This window comes from Elusimicrobiota bacterium (genome assembly GCA_041660925.1).
Lineage (GTDB): Bacteria > Elusimicrobiota > Elusimicrobia > UBA1565 > UBA1565 > JBAZUV01.
The window spans coordinates 69,018-84,535 of the sequence record JBAZVI010000010.1 but is presented as its reverse complement, the minus strand read 5'-3'; the positions used below and the strand labels follow the sequence as shown (position 1 = coordinate 84,535).

10 protein-coding genes and 1 tRNA gene are annotated in these 15,518 nt (G+C 65.7%); 2 read left to right on the top strand and 9 right to left on the bottom strand.

All coding sequences use genetic code 11. From position 1 onward, the window contains the following. Nucleotides 1–177: 177 nt before the first annotated feature. On the top strand, nucleotides 178–711 hold the full coding sequence (locus tag WC969_13605; GenBank protein MFA6030887.1) for a hypothetical protein: 534 nt from the start codon (nucleotides 178–180) through the stop codon (nucleotides 709–711). A gap of 650 nt (nucleotides 712–1,361) precedes the next feature. Here WC969_13605 and WC969_13600 read toward each other — a convergent pair. From WC969_13600 to WC969_13560, 9 genes are all read right to left on the bottom strand, one after another. Continuing rightward, the gene (locus WC969_13600) at nucleotides 1,362–1,574 is read right to left on the bottom strand and encodes a hypothetical protein (protein MFA6030886.1); all 213 of its coding nucleotides are present in this window, start codon (nucleotides 1,572–1,574) and stop codon (nucleotides 1,362–1,364) included. A 116-nt stretch (nucleotides 1,575–1,690) separates the two neighbouring features. Further along, a complete protein-coding gene (locus WC969_13595; GenBank protein MFA6030885.1) occupies nucleotides 1,691–2,791 on the bottom strand; it encodes a HEAT repeat domain-containing protein in 1,101 nt (366 codons plus the stop codon). Between the two features lie 412 nt (nucleotides 2,792–3,203). Beyond that, nucleotides 3,204–3,578, bottom strand: coding sequence for an ORF6N domain-containing protein (locus WC969_13590; protein MFA6030884.1), 375 nt, complete (start codon nucleotides 3,576–3,578; stop codon nucleotides 3,204–3,206). A gap of 335 nt (nucleotides 3,579–3,913) precedes the next feature. Further along, nucleotides 3,914–3,987, bottom strand: a tRNA-Gly gene (locus WC969_13585). Nucleotides 3,988–4,044: 57 nt separating this feature from the next. Next, on the bottom strand, nucleotides 4,045–5,175 hold the full coding sequence (locus WC969_13580; protein MFA6030883.1) for an HD domain-containing phosphohydrolase: 1,131 nt from the start codon (nucleotides 5,173–5,175) through the stop codon (nucleotides 4,045–4,047). Further along, nucleotides 5,168–6,457, bottom strand: coding sequence for a (Fe-S)-binding protein (locus WC969_13575; GenBank protein ID MFA6030882.1), 1,290 nt, complete (start codon nucleotides 6,455–6,457; stop codon nucleotides 5,168–5,170). The genes WC969_13580 and WC969_13575 overlap by 8 nt, the downstream gene beginning before the upstream one ends. A 134-nt stretch (nucleotides 6,458–6,591) precedes the next feature. Then, nucleotides 6,592–8,598: an FAD-linked oxidase C-terminal domain-containing protein gene (locus tag WC969_13570; GenBank protein MFA6030881.1), complete on the bottom strand. Its 2,007-nt coding sequence runs from the start codon at nucleotides 8,596–8,598 to the stop codon at nucleotides 6,592–6,594. A gap of 52 nt (nucleotides 8,599–8,650) precedes the next feature. Continuing rightward, entirely contained in the window at nucleotides 8,651–10,705 is a 2,055-nt protein-coding gene (locus WC969_13565; protein ID MFA6030880.1) for a hybrid sensor histidine kinase/response regulator, read from the bottom strand. Between the two features lie 4 nt (nucleotides 10,706–10,709). Further along, entirely contained in the window at nucleotides 10,710–12,092 is a 1,383-nt protein-coding gene (locus WC969_13560) for a tryptophanase (GenBank protein MFA6030879.1), read from the bottom strand. A gap of 169 nt (nucleotides 12,093–12,261) precedes the next feature. Here WC969_13560 and WC969_13555 point away from each other — a divergent pair, with 169 nt between their 5' ends. Next, entirely contained in the window at nucleotides 12,262–15,348 is a 3,087-nt protein-coding gene (locus tag WC969_13555; protein ID MFA6030878.1) for a phospholipase D-like domain-containing protein, read from the top strand. The last annotated feature ends 170 nt before the right edge of the window (nucleotides 15,349–15,518 follow it).

Genomic DNA, 15,518 nt, shown 5'->3' with positions numbered 1-15,518 from the left:
GAGCTGGAGGATAACCTCGCCTATCGAAAGCGTCGTGGCAAGCTCGCGATTCTCTGCATCAAGGACCTTTATCGAGTAGATCCCATAAGCAAGGTCGGAGAGTGTTTCCGAATAGCTCTGCGGAGCACCGCTGAATCCCTGAGAAGATATGAGCGTCTCCCCCAACATCACTGAATAATGGGAAAGACCGACGATGGTATTCTCCATAGCAATCGAAATCGACCGGCTTCCGGTAACCCCGCTCAAATGCCTGAGACGCGTATCGATGATGGAGGGCGCGGAGGTGTCGTCCGTGGGCTTCCTGACGACGATCCTGGTTGCGTTGGCGACAATCTGAATCCGGTGGGAGGTGATGTTTCCTGCAGCATCGACGACTTCGAGGACATAATCACCGTCACGGAGCGACGGGAGCGACTGCTGAAGACTAAATTTCGGCGCTCCGAATTCGGTCGGGGGGCTGCTATCAGCTCCACCCAAGCGATAAAGCCGGAACGACTTGATGCCCGAGGGATTATCTTCCGCAGTCAAGGTGAGGTTCGGGTCCGTCGTGACAATGACATCTCCCGGCAGGCCGACTCCGCTGAAATCAGAAAGCACACTGACGTCTTTCGAGTTTTTCAGCGTGATTTGGGGAGGATTGCGATCGAGAATGAAGCTTGTTGTCGTTTCACTACTGGATTTCTCATCCGCATCGATTGCCCAGACTTCTAGTTTATACTCCCCATCTTCCAATGTCCCGCCATTCGCCGGAGTGCCATTCCATGTCAACGTAACATTATCTTCCCATGGGATAACTACCCCAGCCTTCAGCGGATATACATAACTATTTACCGCCAGACGCCCCGTGTCCACTCCAACGGAATTTAAAATTTTAACTGTAATAGTGATGTCCTTTTTCCTATTTTCTAAAACATGAAAGTTTACGATCAGCGGATTAGCGGGGCCACTCATAAAACGGTTAATCCGCAAATCCATAATTACTGGGGGAAGAGATTTCGAAACGGCCATTAACATCCCCGCCGCATGGCCCGCGGCGCTACCAAGCAGATTTCTCAGAAGAGTGCGTTCTGCCGTCCCAGCGATAAACCAATAAGGCGGGAAGGAATCAGAATCATTCTCCCCATACGCACCATCGATCCAATATTGCTTCCAATAATCATCGCCTATCAAAGCTTTTGTGAGAGCATCCATATCCGCATGATGCGATAATGAATCTAATGAGCCTAATATCCCTCGGAAAAGTGGCCTATAATTCCTATGCGCCATCTCCTCAAGATTGTCCATCCGCGGTGGGAACCCATGGCTAATCATCTTCACATGAGCAGGGACCGCTCGATCTTCAACCAAGTGAAGGATTAGCGCTATACTCCGATATGCAGCAGCAAATTGACCTTTGGCATAGGCAAGCCCCGCATTTCGCCAATGATTAAAAATATTCCCATCGTTCGCCGAGCAGTTCCCATCATGCGCATCACAATCGTCTCTATAACCTGATGTCCACCCCGCAACACGCTTTCTGTAATATTTCTCAATGAAAAAATCTGGATATTCATCGTCCAGCATTTGTTCAGCACTTATAGACAATTTCTTATGAGTACTCATCCCATCTGTCGTGACACTCCAGAATGCTGCGCTCGGCACACAAAAAACCGCCACGAAAAAAAGCGTAAGTATAAAATTTCTTGCCATATCACTTGCTGCCCATGCGCAGGCGAAGCCGAACCTCTTGCTCCGCCCTATCATCGTCTCGGGCCGATCTTCCCTCAAAATCGAATTTTGTCCCCGTTAAGAGGTATAACGCAACGAATGCATTGGCTCGTATTCGCAAATCCTTGCTTTTCAAAGCGTTCTTTAAATCGGGAATCGCCTTCCTTACATTCTTGCGGCCCAATTCATCTGCGGCCTCCGCTCTAACGTTCTCGTCCGCATCTTCACGAAGCATCTCAACCAGAATGTCGTCATACGCCGAAGATTGGATTTTCCCAATCCCTCGAATAGAACAACTACGCACACTCGGATTTGGATTTCTCGTCATGCCTTTAAGTGCGACGAAATCCCCCTCTTCGACCAGGTTTACGAATGCCCTTGCAGCATAATTACCAACGTAAAAATCCTCATGCTGAGTCAATTTCAATAAATAGGGCTTAGCTCTTTTATCATGAATACGAATCATCTGCTGTGCTAATTCTGGCCACTTGGCCTGTAGAGTCTGATCTTCAAGGTCACGAACCATCTTCTCCATTGCTGGATACGATGATGTAGTGTCTCCAAAAAGAGCAAGAGCGGTAGATGCCTCCGGCTCAGTCCCCTCGAACTCGAGACATTGCCTCAGGATTGGGATTGCCTTCCCAACCTTCAACTCCCCAAGCCTTTGTATCACACGGACAATAATCATTTGCTGATTCTCTAAGACTGCCGCGTCGGCCTCTGACAATTCCTTGCCTGCACTTTTACGCAATAGAGGCAGACCCCTCTCCACCACGTCAATCAACTGCTCAAGGTCTTTTGGCTTATTGATTTTAAAAACCAGGTCTCGAACACCACCCGAAAGCACTTCATCTGCTTGCTTCTGAAGAAGGGACTTCCTAAGACATGCGAGATCCTTAGGAGTATCGACCGACGCACTTCTTAACCCGTTATACCCCGCGGCACGCTCTCTATCCGTTTTTGCATCGCCATACATTTTTAATCGTTCGCACAATCCGCCTGCAACATTCTGCTGCGAATATGTCACGTTCGCGAATTGGCCCGCCAATACAATGGCGATGAGAATGCCGAGGATACTCTTCATTGAATGAGATCTCCGTCTGAGCTAATGGCCCAGAAATGAACTTGCCGGAATGAGTGAGATGAGGAAGTAGTATTCCCGCGGTCGCAGGAATAAGCAGGGGTGCAATTACAATTCGGCGTAATGTTCCTCGGCGCGAACAAGCCACACCTCTGAGGCCGGAAGATGTGCTGCCCGGCGCCGTCCGCTGCTGCTTCGCGCCGTGTGCGTCTGCGTCGATCCATCACGACCGCGCGCATGTCCGCGGTCACGACCGCCCGAGCTTCCGCTGATGTTTATAACGCAAACCAGAGATTGTGTCAATAGGAATCTTGCAAGGTAATCATTCACACATAATAAACATAAAGCCGCAAAGCCTCCGACGAGCTTCCGTCGGAGAATCAGGGAGACAGACACCCAGATTTCCCGCTGGACCTTAACAACTCTCAACACCTCGGCCCTTGAGATCCCGACGAACCGGGCCATAATAGTGGTGGGTAACGGGCGCCACCCCTGAATAGGCGCCCCATTTACGATAACGTCCGCGTCCACTCTCTAAGGTTGCGTTCTGCAACCTTAGAGAATCCCTCTCGGGAGCATCCAGCTGGAACATGAAGTCCGCGGGGAACCGCTTCAGATTGCGGTGTACCTGTTGGTTCAGGCGCTTGATTGTCACGCCGTAAAGAGGAGCCAGGTCCTCATCGAGCATGATCCGGTGCCCACGCAGGACATGGATCTTCCGTCCCAGAGCCTCAAGCGCGAGTTCATCCCCCATACTCGGATAACGGCCGAGGGGTTCGAAAAGTTCCATCTCCGTCATCGCCAGACAGAGGAAGGGCCCTAAATGAGCGGGCGAGCGGAATCGAACCACCCCCTGTCGCCGCCTGCGGCCTCTCGCCCGATCGATAATCGGGCAGGAGGGCCGCAGGTGCCCTCGCCGCGCAGAGGAATAGTCACTAGCGTGGGCGCGGCTCGGCGGCTCCCCACAGGAGGGGGGCCCGCCCCCCTCCTATGGCGTGTCGGCGCGCGGGCAGTCGGTCGCGCCGCACTGTAACCTCCCCTGGGAGGAAAGCGGTTCGATTCCGGACATCCAGACCAGTTTAAGCACGAAGGGCCCCGCTTACGCGGAGCCCTTCGTGCTTAAACTGGAGCGGGCGAGCGGAATCGAACCGCCGTCTCTACCTTGGCAAGGTAGCGTTCTACCATTGAACCACGCCCGCAGAAAGAACGGCCTGGGTGCGACGGGGGTTATATTAGCAAAAACGGAAATGGCCCGACTATACCCGGGCTTCGACGCCCTTGGCCCGCTCGTCGAGGCAGAGCTCGCTGACCTGGTCGCGGGCCTTGAGGAAGGATTCGACGACGGAGGGGTCGAAGAGGCGGCCGGACTGGTCCATCATGTACTTGAAGGTCTCGTCCATCGTCCAGGCGCCCTTGTAAACGCGGCGGGTCGTGAGGGCGTCGAAGACGTCCACGACGGAGACGATGCGGGCCTCGAGCGGGATCTCTTCGCCCTTGAGCCCGTGCGGGTAGCCGGTGCCGTCCCAGTGCTCGTGGTGCGCGAGCGCGATGTTGCGCGCGAGCTTGAGGAGCCGCGACTCGGCGCCCTCGAGCATGCGCGCCCCGTAGACGGGGTGCTTCTTCATCTCCTCGTACTCGTCGGGGGTGAGCTTGCCCGGCTTCAGCAGGATGGCGTCCGGGATGGCGACCTTGCCGATGTCGTGCAGCGGGCTCGCGTAGCGGAGGTCTTCGACGAGGTCGTAGGCGAGGCCGAGCTGGGCGGCCACGATGGCCGTGTACTTGGAGATGCGCCGCAGGTGCGAGGCGGTGTCCTGCTGGTCGCGGTATTCCGCAACCATGGCCAGCCGGTAGATGGTCTCGAGGTGCGAGCGGCGCAGGTTCTCGTAGAGCCGCGCGTTCTCGATGGAGGAGGAGGCGATGGTGGCGAGTATGCGGAGGAAGCCCTCGTCCTCGTCGTTGAAGGGGCCCTTGGCCTTGTTGAGCACCTCGAAGACGCCGAGCCCGCGGCCTTCGCGGTCCTTGAGCGGGACGGCGAGCAGGCTCTTGGTCTGATAGCCCGTGAGGCGGTCGAGGTCCTGGGTGAAGCGGCGGTCGCGGTAGGCATCGCGGATGTTGACGGCCGAGCCGGTCTTGGCGACGAAGCCGGCGATGCCCTGGCCCATGGGGATGCGCAGGACCTTCTCGCCGACGCCGAGGGCGACCTTGGTCCAGAGCTCGTTCTTCTCGTTGTCGATGAGGAAGACGGAGCAGCGGTCGGCGCCGAGGATGTGGCGGACCTCCTCGGCGATGATGGTGAGGAGGCTGTCGATGCGCGTCTCGGTCGCGATGCGGCGGCCGAAGCGCGCCAGCAGCATCTGTCTGCGCTCGAGCTCCTGCCGTCTACCCATGAGCTTTATCCATATCCAGCGCTTCGCAGACCAGTTCCGACCAGTGTGCGACCCGTGCCTCAGGATAATACTTCCTCAGTCCCCGCGCAAGCTGGAGCAGGCACGAGGTCCCCGACGCGCTCACGACGCGCGCCTGGACGTGCGCGGCGGCCGAGACCTTGCGCAGCAGGAGCTTCTCCGAGAGCTCGGGATGCTTGAAGGCGAAGAGGCCGGCGCCCCCGCAGCAGACGTCGGAATCCGGCATCTCGCGGACCGCCTCCGCCGCCGGCGCGAGGACGCGGCGCGGCTGCGCGCGCAGGCCCTGCCCGTGGCTCGCCCGGCAGGAATCGTGGAAGGCGAGGGTCCCCTTCAGCGTCCGCGGGGGCAGCGAGGGCTCGAGCTCGACGGCGTCGAGCACGCTCCCGGCGAAGCGCTCGGCGCGCGGCCGCCACTCGGCGTCATCGAGGAAGAGCTGAGGGTAGCTTTTGAGGAAAGCCGCGCAGGAGGAGCAGTCCGCGACGACCGGCGCCCCGTCGTCCGCCTGTTCGAAGAGGACGATGTTGCGGCGCGCGAGCTCCCGGGCCGTGGCCAGGTCGCCGTAGTTGTAGGCGAGCAGGCCGCAGCAGGGGTTCCCCCGGTAGTCGGCGGGCCCGAGGGTCTTGAGGATCCTCGTCGTCGCCAGGCCCACGCGCGGGAAAAGGAAGTCCGGGCCGCAGGAGGCGAAATAGTGGTGTCTCGCGTCGGCGCGCGGGGCGAGCTCGGGGTCCGCGCGCAGGAGCGGGCCCAACAGGGAGTCGGGGACCTCTTCGACGTGCCGGTCGGCCTCCTCGAGAGCGCGCAGGCCGAGGAGGCGCAGCAGCCCGAGGCGCCCCGCCAGCCGCGAGAAGCCCAGGCGCTTGAAGAAGTAGGCGAGCCCCAGGACCCGCTCGAGGCGGACGCGCGGCCCGAGCAGGAGCGCCGAGAGCCCCTTCCAGAGCCAGCCCGGCGCGCTCCCCGCGAGCTCGCGCCGGCCCTCGAGCACGATGTCGGCGGTCGGCACGTGCGCGGGACAGACCTCCGTGCACGCCCCGCAGAGCAGGCAGGTCGAGAAAGCCTCCTGCGCGCAAGCCGTACGCTCGACCTTCCCCTCCAGCATGAGGCGCACGAGCTGATTGCGTCCGCGCGCCGAGTACGCCTCGCGCCCGGAGGCGACGTAGGTGGGGCAGGCCTGTTCGCAGTAGCCGCAGCGGCTGCACTGGCTGACCGCGTCGTAATCCGACCGTTCCCCTAGGGAGGTGAGGAGCTTCCCGAGCTGTTCAGACATGGGGGATGCGTCCCCTGTTGCCTCCCCCTTCGGGAGTTCGCACTATCAGATTCCTTACCGCGTGCGATCCCGGCGCCGAAGGCGGCGGCGTGGGCAGGGAGAGGGAGGATCGCTGCTTCATAAAAGATCTTCCTCTACCCATAGCGTTGCGCGTACCAGGGATTGAGCAGGGCGTGCGGGTCGAGCCCGTGCTTGAGGCGGCGATGCCAGGAGCCCATGCGCGGCGGCCGCGGGGCCTCGGCGGCGGCGGGCCCGAGCGGACGGATCGCGGAGAGCTTCAGCGTGACCTCGAGGACCACGGCGAGCGTCCCCCAGGAGCCGAGGAGCAGGCGCGGCACGTCGTAGCCGGCCACGTTCTTGACGACCTTGGCGCCCAGCTCGCAGACGGAGCCGTCGGCGAGCAGCACGCGCAGGCCCAGCAGCGCGTCGCGCAGCGGCGGGTGCGCCTTCGTCATGAGGGCGCCGCCGAGCGTCCCGCCGTCCTCGGGCAGGGGCGCGTAGAGGCCTTCGGCCTCCAGGCGCCGGCGCAGCTCCCGGACCGGGATGCCCGCCTCGACGACGGCGACGAAGTCCGCGCGTTCGAGTTCGAGGACCGCGTCGAGCCCGCGCGTCGTGAGCGCGCCGGCCTTATGGACGGCGGCGACCTCGCCGGGAAGGCGGGTGCGGGAGCCGAAGACGGAGAAGGGCCGCTTCGCGCGGACGCGCTCGCGCACCGCGTCGACGAGGGCCTGCGCGGCGGGAGAGAGCGGCCGGGCCTTCGGGCGCGGCTCGCCCTCCAGGACCTCGCCCGGCAGGGGCAGGAGCTTGTCCGGGTTCGCGAGCCCCTCGGGGTCGAGCGCCTCCTTGACGCGGCGGAAGAGCGTCAGGGTCTCGGGGCTGAAGAGCCAGGTCATCGCGGCGCGCTTCTCGGCGCCGATGCCGTGCTCGCCCGAGATGGAGCCGCCGAGCTCGACGCAGGCGCGCAGGACCTCGCGCCCGGCGCGGCGCACCCGCTCGGTCTGGGCGCGGTCGCGCTCGTCGAAGATGACGTTGGGATGGAGGTTCCCGTCGCCGGCATGGAAGAGCAGGCCCGCCTCGGCCTTGTACGACGCGCAGATCTCGCGGGTGCGGCGCGCGGCCTCGGGCAGGCGGCTGCGCGGCACGACGCCGTCCTCGACCGAGACGTTGGGCGCAAGGCGCGCGAGCGCCGCGTAGGCGCTGCGCCGGCCTTCCCACAGACGCTCGCGCTCGGCCTCGTCCTTCGCCGTCCTCATCTCGGTCGCGCCGTGGCGGCGGCAGAGCTCCGACACCTTCTCGAGTTCGGCCTCGAGCACGCGGCCCGCGCCCTCGAGCTCGATGAGCAGGACGGCCTCGGCGCGCGGGTAGCCCGCGGGAACGTACGCCTCGATGGAATCGACGGTGAGCCGGTCCATGGCCTCCATGACGCGCGGGAGCACGCCCGCGGCGATGGTCCCGGCGACGCAGGCCATCGCGTCCTCGAGCGACTTGAAGGCGACGAGCAGGGTCGCGATGGAGGTCGGCATCGGCGTGATGTCGAGCCAGGCCTTCGTGATGACGCCGAGCGTGCCCTCGGAGCCGCAGAGCAGGCTCGCGAGCTCCAGTCCGGGGTCCTTGAGGTCGAGATGCTCGAGCGCGCCGTCGGGCATGACGACGTCGAGCGCTCGCAGGTGGTTGGTCGTGACGCCGTACTTGAGGCAGCGCGGGCCGCCGGCGTTCTCGCCGAGGTTCCCCCCCAGCGTGCAGACCTTGTAGGAGGCGGGGTCGGGCGCGTAGAACCAGCCGCAGGCCTCCAGACGCTTCTGCAAGTCGAGGTTGACGACCCCCGGCTCGACGACGACGGAGCCCTCGCGCGTGTCCACGGAGACGATCCGCTTCAAGCGGGCCGTCGAGACCACGACCCCGCCCCGCAGGGGAGCGCAGCCGCCGCTGAGGTTGGTCCCGGCGCCGCGGGCGACGTAGGGGACGCGGTTCTCCGAACACCAGCGCACGGCCGCGCGCACGTCCTCGACGCTCTCGGCGAGGACCACGGCGTCCGGCCGGGCGCGCTCGAGCGCCGCGTCGTAGGAATAGGTCAGGAGGTCGGCCTCACCGTCGAAGGCGCGGCCCGGAAGGAGCTTCTTGAGCGACGAGCAGTCTCTCATGCAGGTTCGGAAATCCCAGCCTCCCCTCGTCCGCCGAGGCTCCCCGACCCGGTCAGAGCTTCGTCGGCGGCGGCTTCTGCGGCGGAGGCGTGTACGGGCCGCCGAACGTCGGGAGCCCCGGCGCGGCGCCCGGCATGGGCGGCGGGGTCGCGGCGGTCCCCGCCGGCGCGGTCGGGACGGGGAGGGTGAAGTAGAAGACCGAGCCCTTGCCGAGCTCGGAATCCACGCCCATGCCGCCGCCGTGCGCCTTGACGATCTCCTGCGCGATCTTGAGTCCCAGGCCGAAGCCGGCCCGGCGCATCTGCTGGGCGTTCTGGGCCTGGAAGAAGCGGTTGAAGATCTTGGGCAGGTCCTCTTTCGAGATGCCGATGCCGGTGTCGCGGACGCTCACCGTGACGACCGCGGCCGAGCGCTGCACGTGAAGGTAGACCTTCCCCTTCTCCGGGGTGTACTGGATGGCGTTCGTGCAGAGGTTCTGGATGACCTGGCCGACGCGCAGCGGGTCGCCGTTGAACTTGGGGAGGTCGTCGGGGACGCTGACCTGGAACTCGATCTGGCGCTTGTCGGCGACGACCTGCACGCGCGAGCGGACCTCGGCGACCACCGCCGCGAGGTCCATCTCCTGTACGTTCACGCGCAGCTTGCCGGACTCGATGGCGGCGAAGTCGACGAGGTCGCTGATGAGGGCCTCGAGCGTCTTCGAGGAGGACATGATGTGGTTCACGCACTTGAGCAGCTCCGCCTCCTTGATCTTCCAGGAGAGGAGCTCGGCGTAGCCGCGGATGGCGGTCAGCGGGTTCTTGACGTCGTGGGCCACCGTGGCGAAGAACTTGTTCTGGAAGCTGTTGAGCTGCTCGAGCTGGGCGTTGGTGAGCTTCAGCTCGTCGAGCAGGCGCGCGTTCTCGAGGAGCAGGCGCCGGCGCTCGAGCGCGCGGGAGATCGAGAACTTGAGCCGCGAGGGCTCGACGGGCTTGAGGAGGCAGTCGTCGAGGCCGACCTCGACGACCTGGCTGACCCCCTGCAGGGCCGTGTTGAGCGGATAGCGGTCCACCATGAGGATCATGCGCAGGTCCGGGTCGTGCTCGCGCATCTTCTGGGCGAGTTCGATGCCGGTGTGCTGGGCGTAGGCGAGGGCGGCGCCGACGACCGCGATGTGGTAGCGGTCGGTCTGCGCGGCCTCGAGCGCCTCCTCGGCCTTCATCATCGCCGAGACCTCGTAGCCGTCGGCCATGAGCCCGGCGGAGACCTGGATGAGCGAAGGCTTGAAGTTGTCGCAGTAGAGCACGCGTCCCTGGGAGCGCGGATCGTCGGTGGGCCGCCCGAGAAGGAGGTCGATCGCCGGGCCGAAGTCCCCGCGCGGCACGAAGGCCGGGCGGTTGTGGCGCAGGTTGCGCTCGGCCGCGTGCACCGGCCCCATCGCCGTGACGAGGAAGACCCTCACCGCGGGGATCTCGGCGCGCAGGCGGTACTCGACGACCTCGGCCTCGAAGACGTCTCCCTTCCACGGAGCGACGACGAAGTTCGCGAAGCCGCTGGAGGCGGCGCCCTCCGCGGGCCTGTTCCCCATGAGCCGCGCGAAGACCCCTCCGCCCTTCTCGGTCGGCTTCTCCGGCATCGCCGCGGCCGACTGCTTGAGGACCTCGCCGACGCCGATGACGGTCTCCATGATGAGGGTCTGCAGGCCGACCGACTGGAGGCGGGCCTGGAGCATCCCCGTCACATGGAGCGTCGGGTCGGTGAGGAAGAGCGTCGGGACGGCGTCGAGCCCGCGCAGGGCGTCGAGCGTGGACTGCTCGATGGGCCAGCGCAGCGTCTGCACCGATTCCGTCGGCGCCATGGGGTCGGGGACGACGGGCGGCTCGAGCAGCGCGAGCGGGGGCGCGCCCGGCTCCATGTGCAGCCCGATGAGCGCGCGGCGGTCCTCCAGACGCATGCCCGCCGCGTCCGCGAGCACGCCCACGAGCTTCGAATCCTCCTTCTGCCACAGCCGCCGAGCGGTCGCCGCGTCGGCGGCGGCCTCGAAGAGCGCGCCGCGGACCTCGCAGGTCTTGGCGCAGGCCTCGGCGAGGGCCTTGTCGGGGCTGAGGAGGAGGACGCGCGGCTTCATCGTTTCAGGCCGCCACCGCCAGGCGCGCCATGAAGTGGCGCAGGTGCTCGGGCGCGTCGACGAGGCGCAGCCCCTTGAGGCTCTTGGCGCGCTTCGCGATGTCGGCGCCCACCTCGATGACGTAGTCGATGTGGCTCTGGGTGTACACGCGCCGCGGGATGGCGAGGCGCACGAGCTCCATCGGGGCGCCCTGGAAGACCCCGTCCTTCTCGTGCCCGAACATCAGCGAGCCGATCTCGACGCCGCGGATGCCGCCGGCGAGGTAGAGCTCGCAGGTCAGCGTCTGCGCCGGGAACTGGGAGGGCGGGATGTGGGGCAGCAGGCGTTTGGCGTCGATGTAGACGCCGTGGCCGCCGGGGGGCTCGACGATGGGGATGCCGGCCTTGCGCAGGCCGTCGCCGAGGTACTCGGTCGAGCGGATGCGGTACTGGAGGTATTCCTCGTCGAGCACCTCATGGAGGCCGATGGCCATGGCCTCGAGGTCGCGGCCGGAGAGCCCGCCGTAGGTGAGGAAGCCCTCGCCGATGATGAGCACCTCGCGGCAGCGGCGCGCGAGGTCGGGGTCGTTGAGCGCGAGGAAGCCGCCCATGTTGACGAGCGCGTCCTTCTTGGCGCTCATCATGCAGCCGTCGACGTAGGAGAACATCTCGCGCGCGATCTCGCGCGCCGAGCGGGTGGAGTAGCCGGGCTCGCGCTTCTTGATGAACCAGGCGTTCTCGGCGAAGCGGGCGCAGTCGAGGAAGACCGGGATGCGGTGGCGCCGGCAGATCTCGGAGACCTCGCGCAGGTTGCGCATGGAGACCGGCTGGCCGCCCAGCGAGTTGTTGGTCACCGTCATGATGACCATCGGGATCTTCGCGACGCCGATCTCCCGGATCTTCGTCTCGAGCGCGTGGACGTCCATGTCGCCCTTGAAGGCGCCCGGCTGGTCGAAGCGCAGGGCCCCGGGGGCGGGGAGGTCGAGGGCCTCGGCGCCCGAGACCTCGACGTTGGCGCGGGTCGTGTCGAAGTGGGAGTTCGCGATGACCGTCTTGCCCTTGCCGCCGAGGATGGAGAAGAGGATGCGCTCGGCCGCGCGGCCCTGGTGGACGGGGATGACCTCGCGCAGGCCGGTCAGCTCGCGCACGGCGCGCTCGAAGACGAAGAAGCTGCGGGCGCCCGCGTAGGACTCGTCGCCGCGCATGATGCCCGCCCACTGCTCGGCGGACATGGCGGAGGTGCCGGAATCGGTCAGGAGGTCGATGAGGACTTTGTCGGCCGGGACGTTGAAGAGGTTGTAGCCCGCCTCGCGGAGGATGCCGTCGCGCTCGGCGCGGGTCGTGAAGCCGAGGGGCTCCACGCACTTGATCTTGAACGGCTCGATGATCGTCTTCCACTCCCAGTTCATCACGGCCTCCTAGATATCCATCATGTCAAAAAACCACCCTGTTTTAAAGCATTTGATGCGTATGAGGATAGCCATCTGAAAGGCCCAGGCCGGCTTGGGCCGTCTGCCTACCCTTGAATGGGCCCTCGGCACCTGTGGGCCTCCCCCATCGTGGGCTACCCTAATAAGGATGAGGCGCATTCTGTCGCTCTCCCTCGCGCTCGTCCTGCTGCTGGAGTCCGCCGCTCCGGCCCAGCTCGCGCGCTCCATCGCCCCGACGGCCCCGAGCTCCGTCGCGGGGGTCGTTCCCGTCGCCGCCGGGACCGCGCTGAGCGTCCCCCTGAACATCTCCGGCGCCGGAACCCCCCTCGCTCTCCCCGCTCCGAACCTCGCCGTCTCCCCCTCTATCGAGCTGCCGGCCGCCCCCGCCCTGAACACCGCCGCCCAGCCCGCCGCCTCGGCCGCGTCCATCCCCTCCGGCCCCCTCGCCCATCCCATGGGAGAGGGGGTAGCGGGGGGTGAGGGGGTCGGGGACTCTCAGTCCCCGACCGCGGCCCCGAACCCCGAGGCCTCCCCCGTCCATCCCGACCAGCTGCGCGTCTCCCCGGTCCGCCGGAGCTCCGTGAGCCGCCGGATGACGCAGATCTCCGCCGCGCTCTCGGGAGTCCTCTCCGCGCGGCGCTTCCTGCCCGCGCTCGGCCGCCTGGGCGCCCAGCTCGCCCTCCCCTCCTCCGACGACTCCCTCACCGCCCAGCGCGCCGGCGCCGAGCGCTACTTCGAGCGCAAGGTCTTCAGCGAGGCCGGCACCCTGGAGGGAACGGTCGCCGTCTCGGACTCGCGCGGGGGTTCCCGAAGCTCCTTCGGGACGCTCTCGGAGCGCCGCGCCCCCGGGCTGCGCGCCTACAGCGGCGCGAACCGCCGCGGCGTCGTCGAGCAGAGCCTCGACCCCGAGGCCGTCGCCCCGGTCTACGAGGCGCGCACGGTCACCTACAACGGGCACGACTTCCCGGCCGTCGCGCTGCGCCCTTCGGGAAAGCTCGAGTCCAAGATCGTCGAGGCCATCGACGCCGCGCAGACCGAGGTCGTCATCGCCTTCGCCGAGTTCCGCATGCACGGCGTCTTCCGCGCCCTGCGCCGGGCCAAGGCCCGCGGAGTGAAGGTCCGCATCATCGTCGCCGTCGACAACATGTTCCCGACCAGGCCCGGCCACCCCGAGTGGGCCTCGCGCCGCGACACCCAGCTCCAGCTCCTGGCCAACGAGGACTTCGACATCTCGGTGGTCTCGGGCCTCTGGGTCTACGGCCTCCAGCACAGCAAGTTCGCGGTCGTCGACGACAAGCTCGCGGTCTTCGGCTCCGGCCGCTGGATCCCCGACTCCGAGGGCAACGAGTTCGACGCCACCCAGTTCTCCGACGACCCCCACCGCGTCGAAGGCCTGCGCCGCTTCTGGGACTACATGATCTCCCAGTCCCTCCCTTATGAGAAGGCGCACGACTGGAAGTGGCCGAAGACGGCCCCGGCGCCGCCCAAAGACGCCTCCCTCCCGGTGAAGTTCAACGGGACCTCGCTGCCCGCGTACTTCTTCTCCCCCGGCGGCGAGGCCGAGGACTGGACCGTGAAGGCCATCGACGCCGCCCAGGAGAGCATCGACGTCGCCATGTTCACCCTCCGCTCGACCCGGGTCGCCGAGGCGCTCAAGCGCGCGCTCGACCGCCAGGTGAAGGTCCGCCTCCTCCTGGACAAGGGCCAGGCCGAGCGCGAGTACATGAAGCCCTACGCCCAGTGGCTCGCCTACCACGGCGCGGCGGTGAAGGTCATCGCCGGCCCCACGACCGACCCCAAGAACCCGGGCCGCAACAACAACCAGTTCATGGTGATCGACGGGAGCCTCCTGCAGTCGGGCTCGATGAACTGGACGAAGAACGGCTTCAGCATGAGCTTCGAGAACGGCCACTTCCTGACCGAGAAGGAGGACGTCGAGCTCTTCGCCGCCTATTTCGCGGACCTCTACCGGATGCGCCGGGCGACGAAGCTCGCGGCGCCCTCCGCGGAGCCCGTCCTGCCGACCGACGCCGAGCTGCTCGCCGAGCTCCAGATCGAGCACGCGCCGCTGCCCCCCGCGCCCGCGATCCCGCGGCTGCCGGACCCGGGCAAGGTCGTCTTCAACGGGGTCGAGCTGCCCGCCGCCGCGGTGCGCCCCCAGTCGCCCATCGCCCCGCTCATCGCCAAGGCCATCGACGCCACGAAGCACCATCTGCGCATCGCCCTCTACGAGTTCACGCTCGACGAGATCCTCGCGGCCCTGCGGCGCGCCAAGGCGCGCGGCGTGGACATCGAGATCATCCTCGACTGGTCGCACCTCTTCCCGCAGGGGAAGGACCCCGACGGGGACAGGCCCCAGCGCAAGGCGCAGATCCAGGCCCTCATCGACGAGGGCTTCACGGTCCACGCGCTCCGCGGCGCCGGCAAGTACGGCATCATGCACAACAAGATCGCCGTCTTCGACCACGCCCTCACGCTCTTCGGCTCCTTCAATTGGACCGACACCGCCGAGTACAACCACTTCGAGAACATCCTCTTCACCGACGAGGTCGAGCGCGTGCGCTTCCTCGAGGCCTACTGGGAGTGGATGAAGGGGCTCTCGCTGCCGGTCGACCAGGCCGAGCAGTGGACGGGACAGGACCCCGCGACCCCCGTCCCCGCCGACCCCGACCTCGCCGTCGAGTTCAACGGCGAGCGCTTCCCGCGCACGATGGCCTCCCCGGACGGCGGCATCGAGGGCGCGATCATCCGCGCGATCGGCGCGGCGAAGTCGACGATCGACCTCTCGATGTTCACCTTCTACTCGAAGTCCATCGCCGAGGCCCTGCTGCAGGCCAAGGAGCGGGGCGTGGCGGTCCGCGTCGTGCTCGACGCCTCGCAGGCGAAGATGATGAAGCTCGACGAGTGGTTCGCCTACTACGGCTTCGACGTCAAGCTCCTCGCCGGCCCCGACCCGCACGGGCCCTGGATGTTCGAGAAGAACCACAACAAGTTCGTCATCGTCGACGGACGGCTGGTGGCCTCGGGCTCCTACAACTACACCTCGAACGCGGAGAACAACAACTTCGAGAACGTCGGCTTCATGCTCCAGCCCCTCATCGCCGCGTTCTTCAACGCCTTCTTCCAGATGCTCCACGACCTCGGCTGGAAGGTGAAGCCGCCGGCCGAGCCGCCGGACCTCGGCTCCTCCTCGGACCCGACCGACTTCTTCTCCCGCGCCGCCGCCGGGATCTGAGCCCCCAGCAGGGCCCCCGCGTCCTCCTCCAGACAGGCCCGCACCGCCGCCCCCAGCGCCGCCCGCCGCGCCGGCTCCACGACCGCGTAGACCAGCCCCGCCGCGCGCCGCGCCGCCTCCTGCGCCCGCGCCCGCGGCTCCGCGGGCCAGCCCCCCGCGGGGGGAGGCGT

What these genes read in the sequence shown, in the direction of transcription:
- WC969_13560 (MFA6030879.1), bottom strand. Translation starts at nt 12,092, where the DNA reads ATGAACTGGGAGTGGAAGACGATCATCGAGCCGTTCAAGATCAAGTGC.
- WC969_13590 (MFA6030884.1), bottom strand. Translation starts at nt 3,578, where the DNA reads ATGGAACTTTTCGAACCCCTCGGCCGTTATCCGAGTATGGGGGATGAA.
- WC969_13595 (MFA6030885.1), bottom strand. Translation starts at nt 2,791, where the DNA reads ATGAAGAGTATCCTCGGCATTCTCATCGCCATTGTATTGGCGGGCCAA.
- WC969_13565 (MFA6030880.1), bottom strand. Translation starts at nt 10,705, where the DNA reads ATGAAGCCGCGCGTCCTCCTCCTCAGCCCCGACAAGGCCCTCGCCGAG.
- WC969_13555 (MFA6030878.1), top strand. Translation starts at nt 12,262, where the DNA reads ATGAGGCGCATTCTGTCGCTCTCCCTCGCGCTCGTCCTGCTGCTGGAG.
- WC969_13570 (MFA6030881.1), bottom strand. Translation starts at nt 8,598, where the DNA reads ATGAGAGACTGCTCGTCGCTCAAGAAGCTCCTTCCGGGCCGCGCCTTC.
- WC969_13580 (MFA6030883.1), bottom strand. Translation starts at nt 5,175, where the DNA reads ATGGGTAGACGGCAGGAGCTCGAGCGCAGACAGATGCTGCTGGCGCGC.
- WC969_13605 (MFA6030887.1), top strand. Translation starts at nt 178, where the DNA reads ATGGGAAAGACCGACGATGGTATTCTCCATAGCAATCGAAATCGACCG.
- WC969_13575 (MFA6030882.1), bottom strand. Translation starts at nt 6,457, where the DNA reads ATGTCTGAACAGCTCGGGAAGCTCCTCACCTCCCTAGGGGAACGGTCG.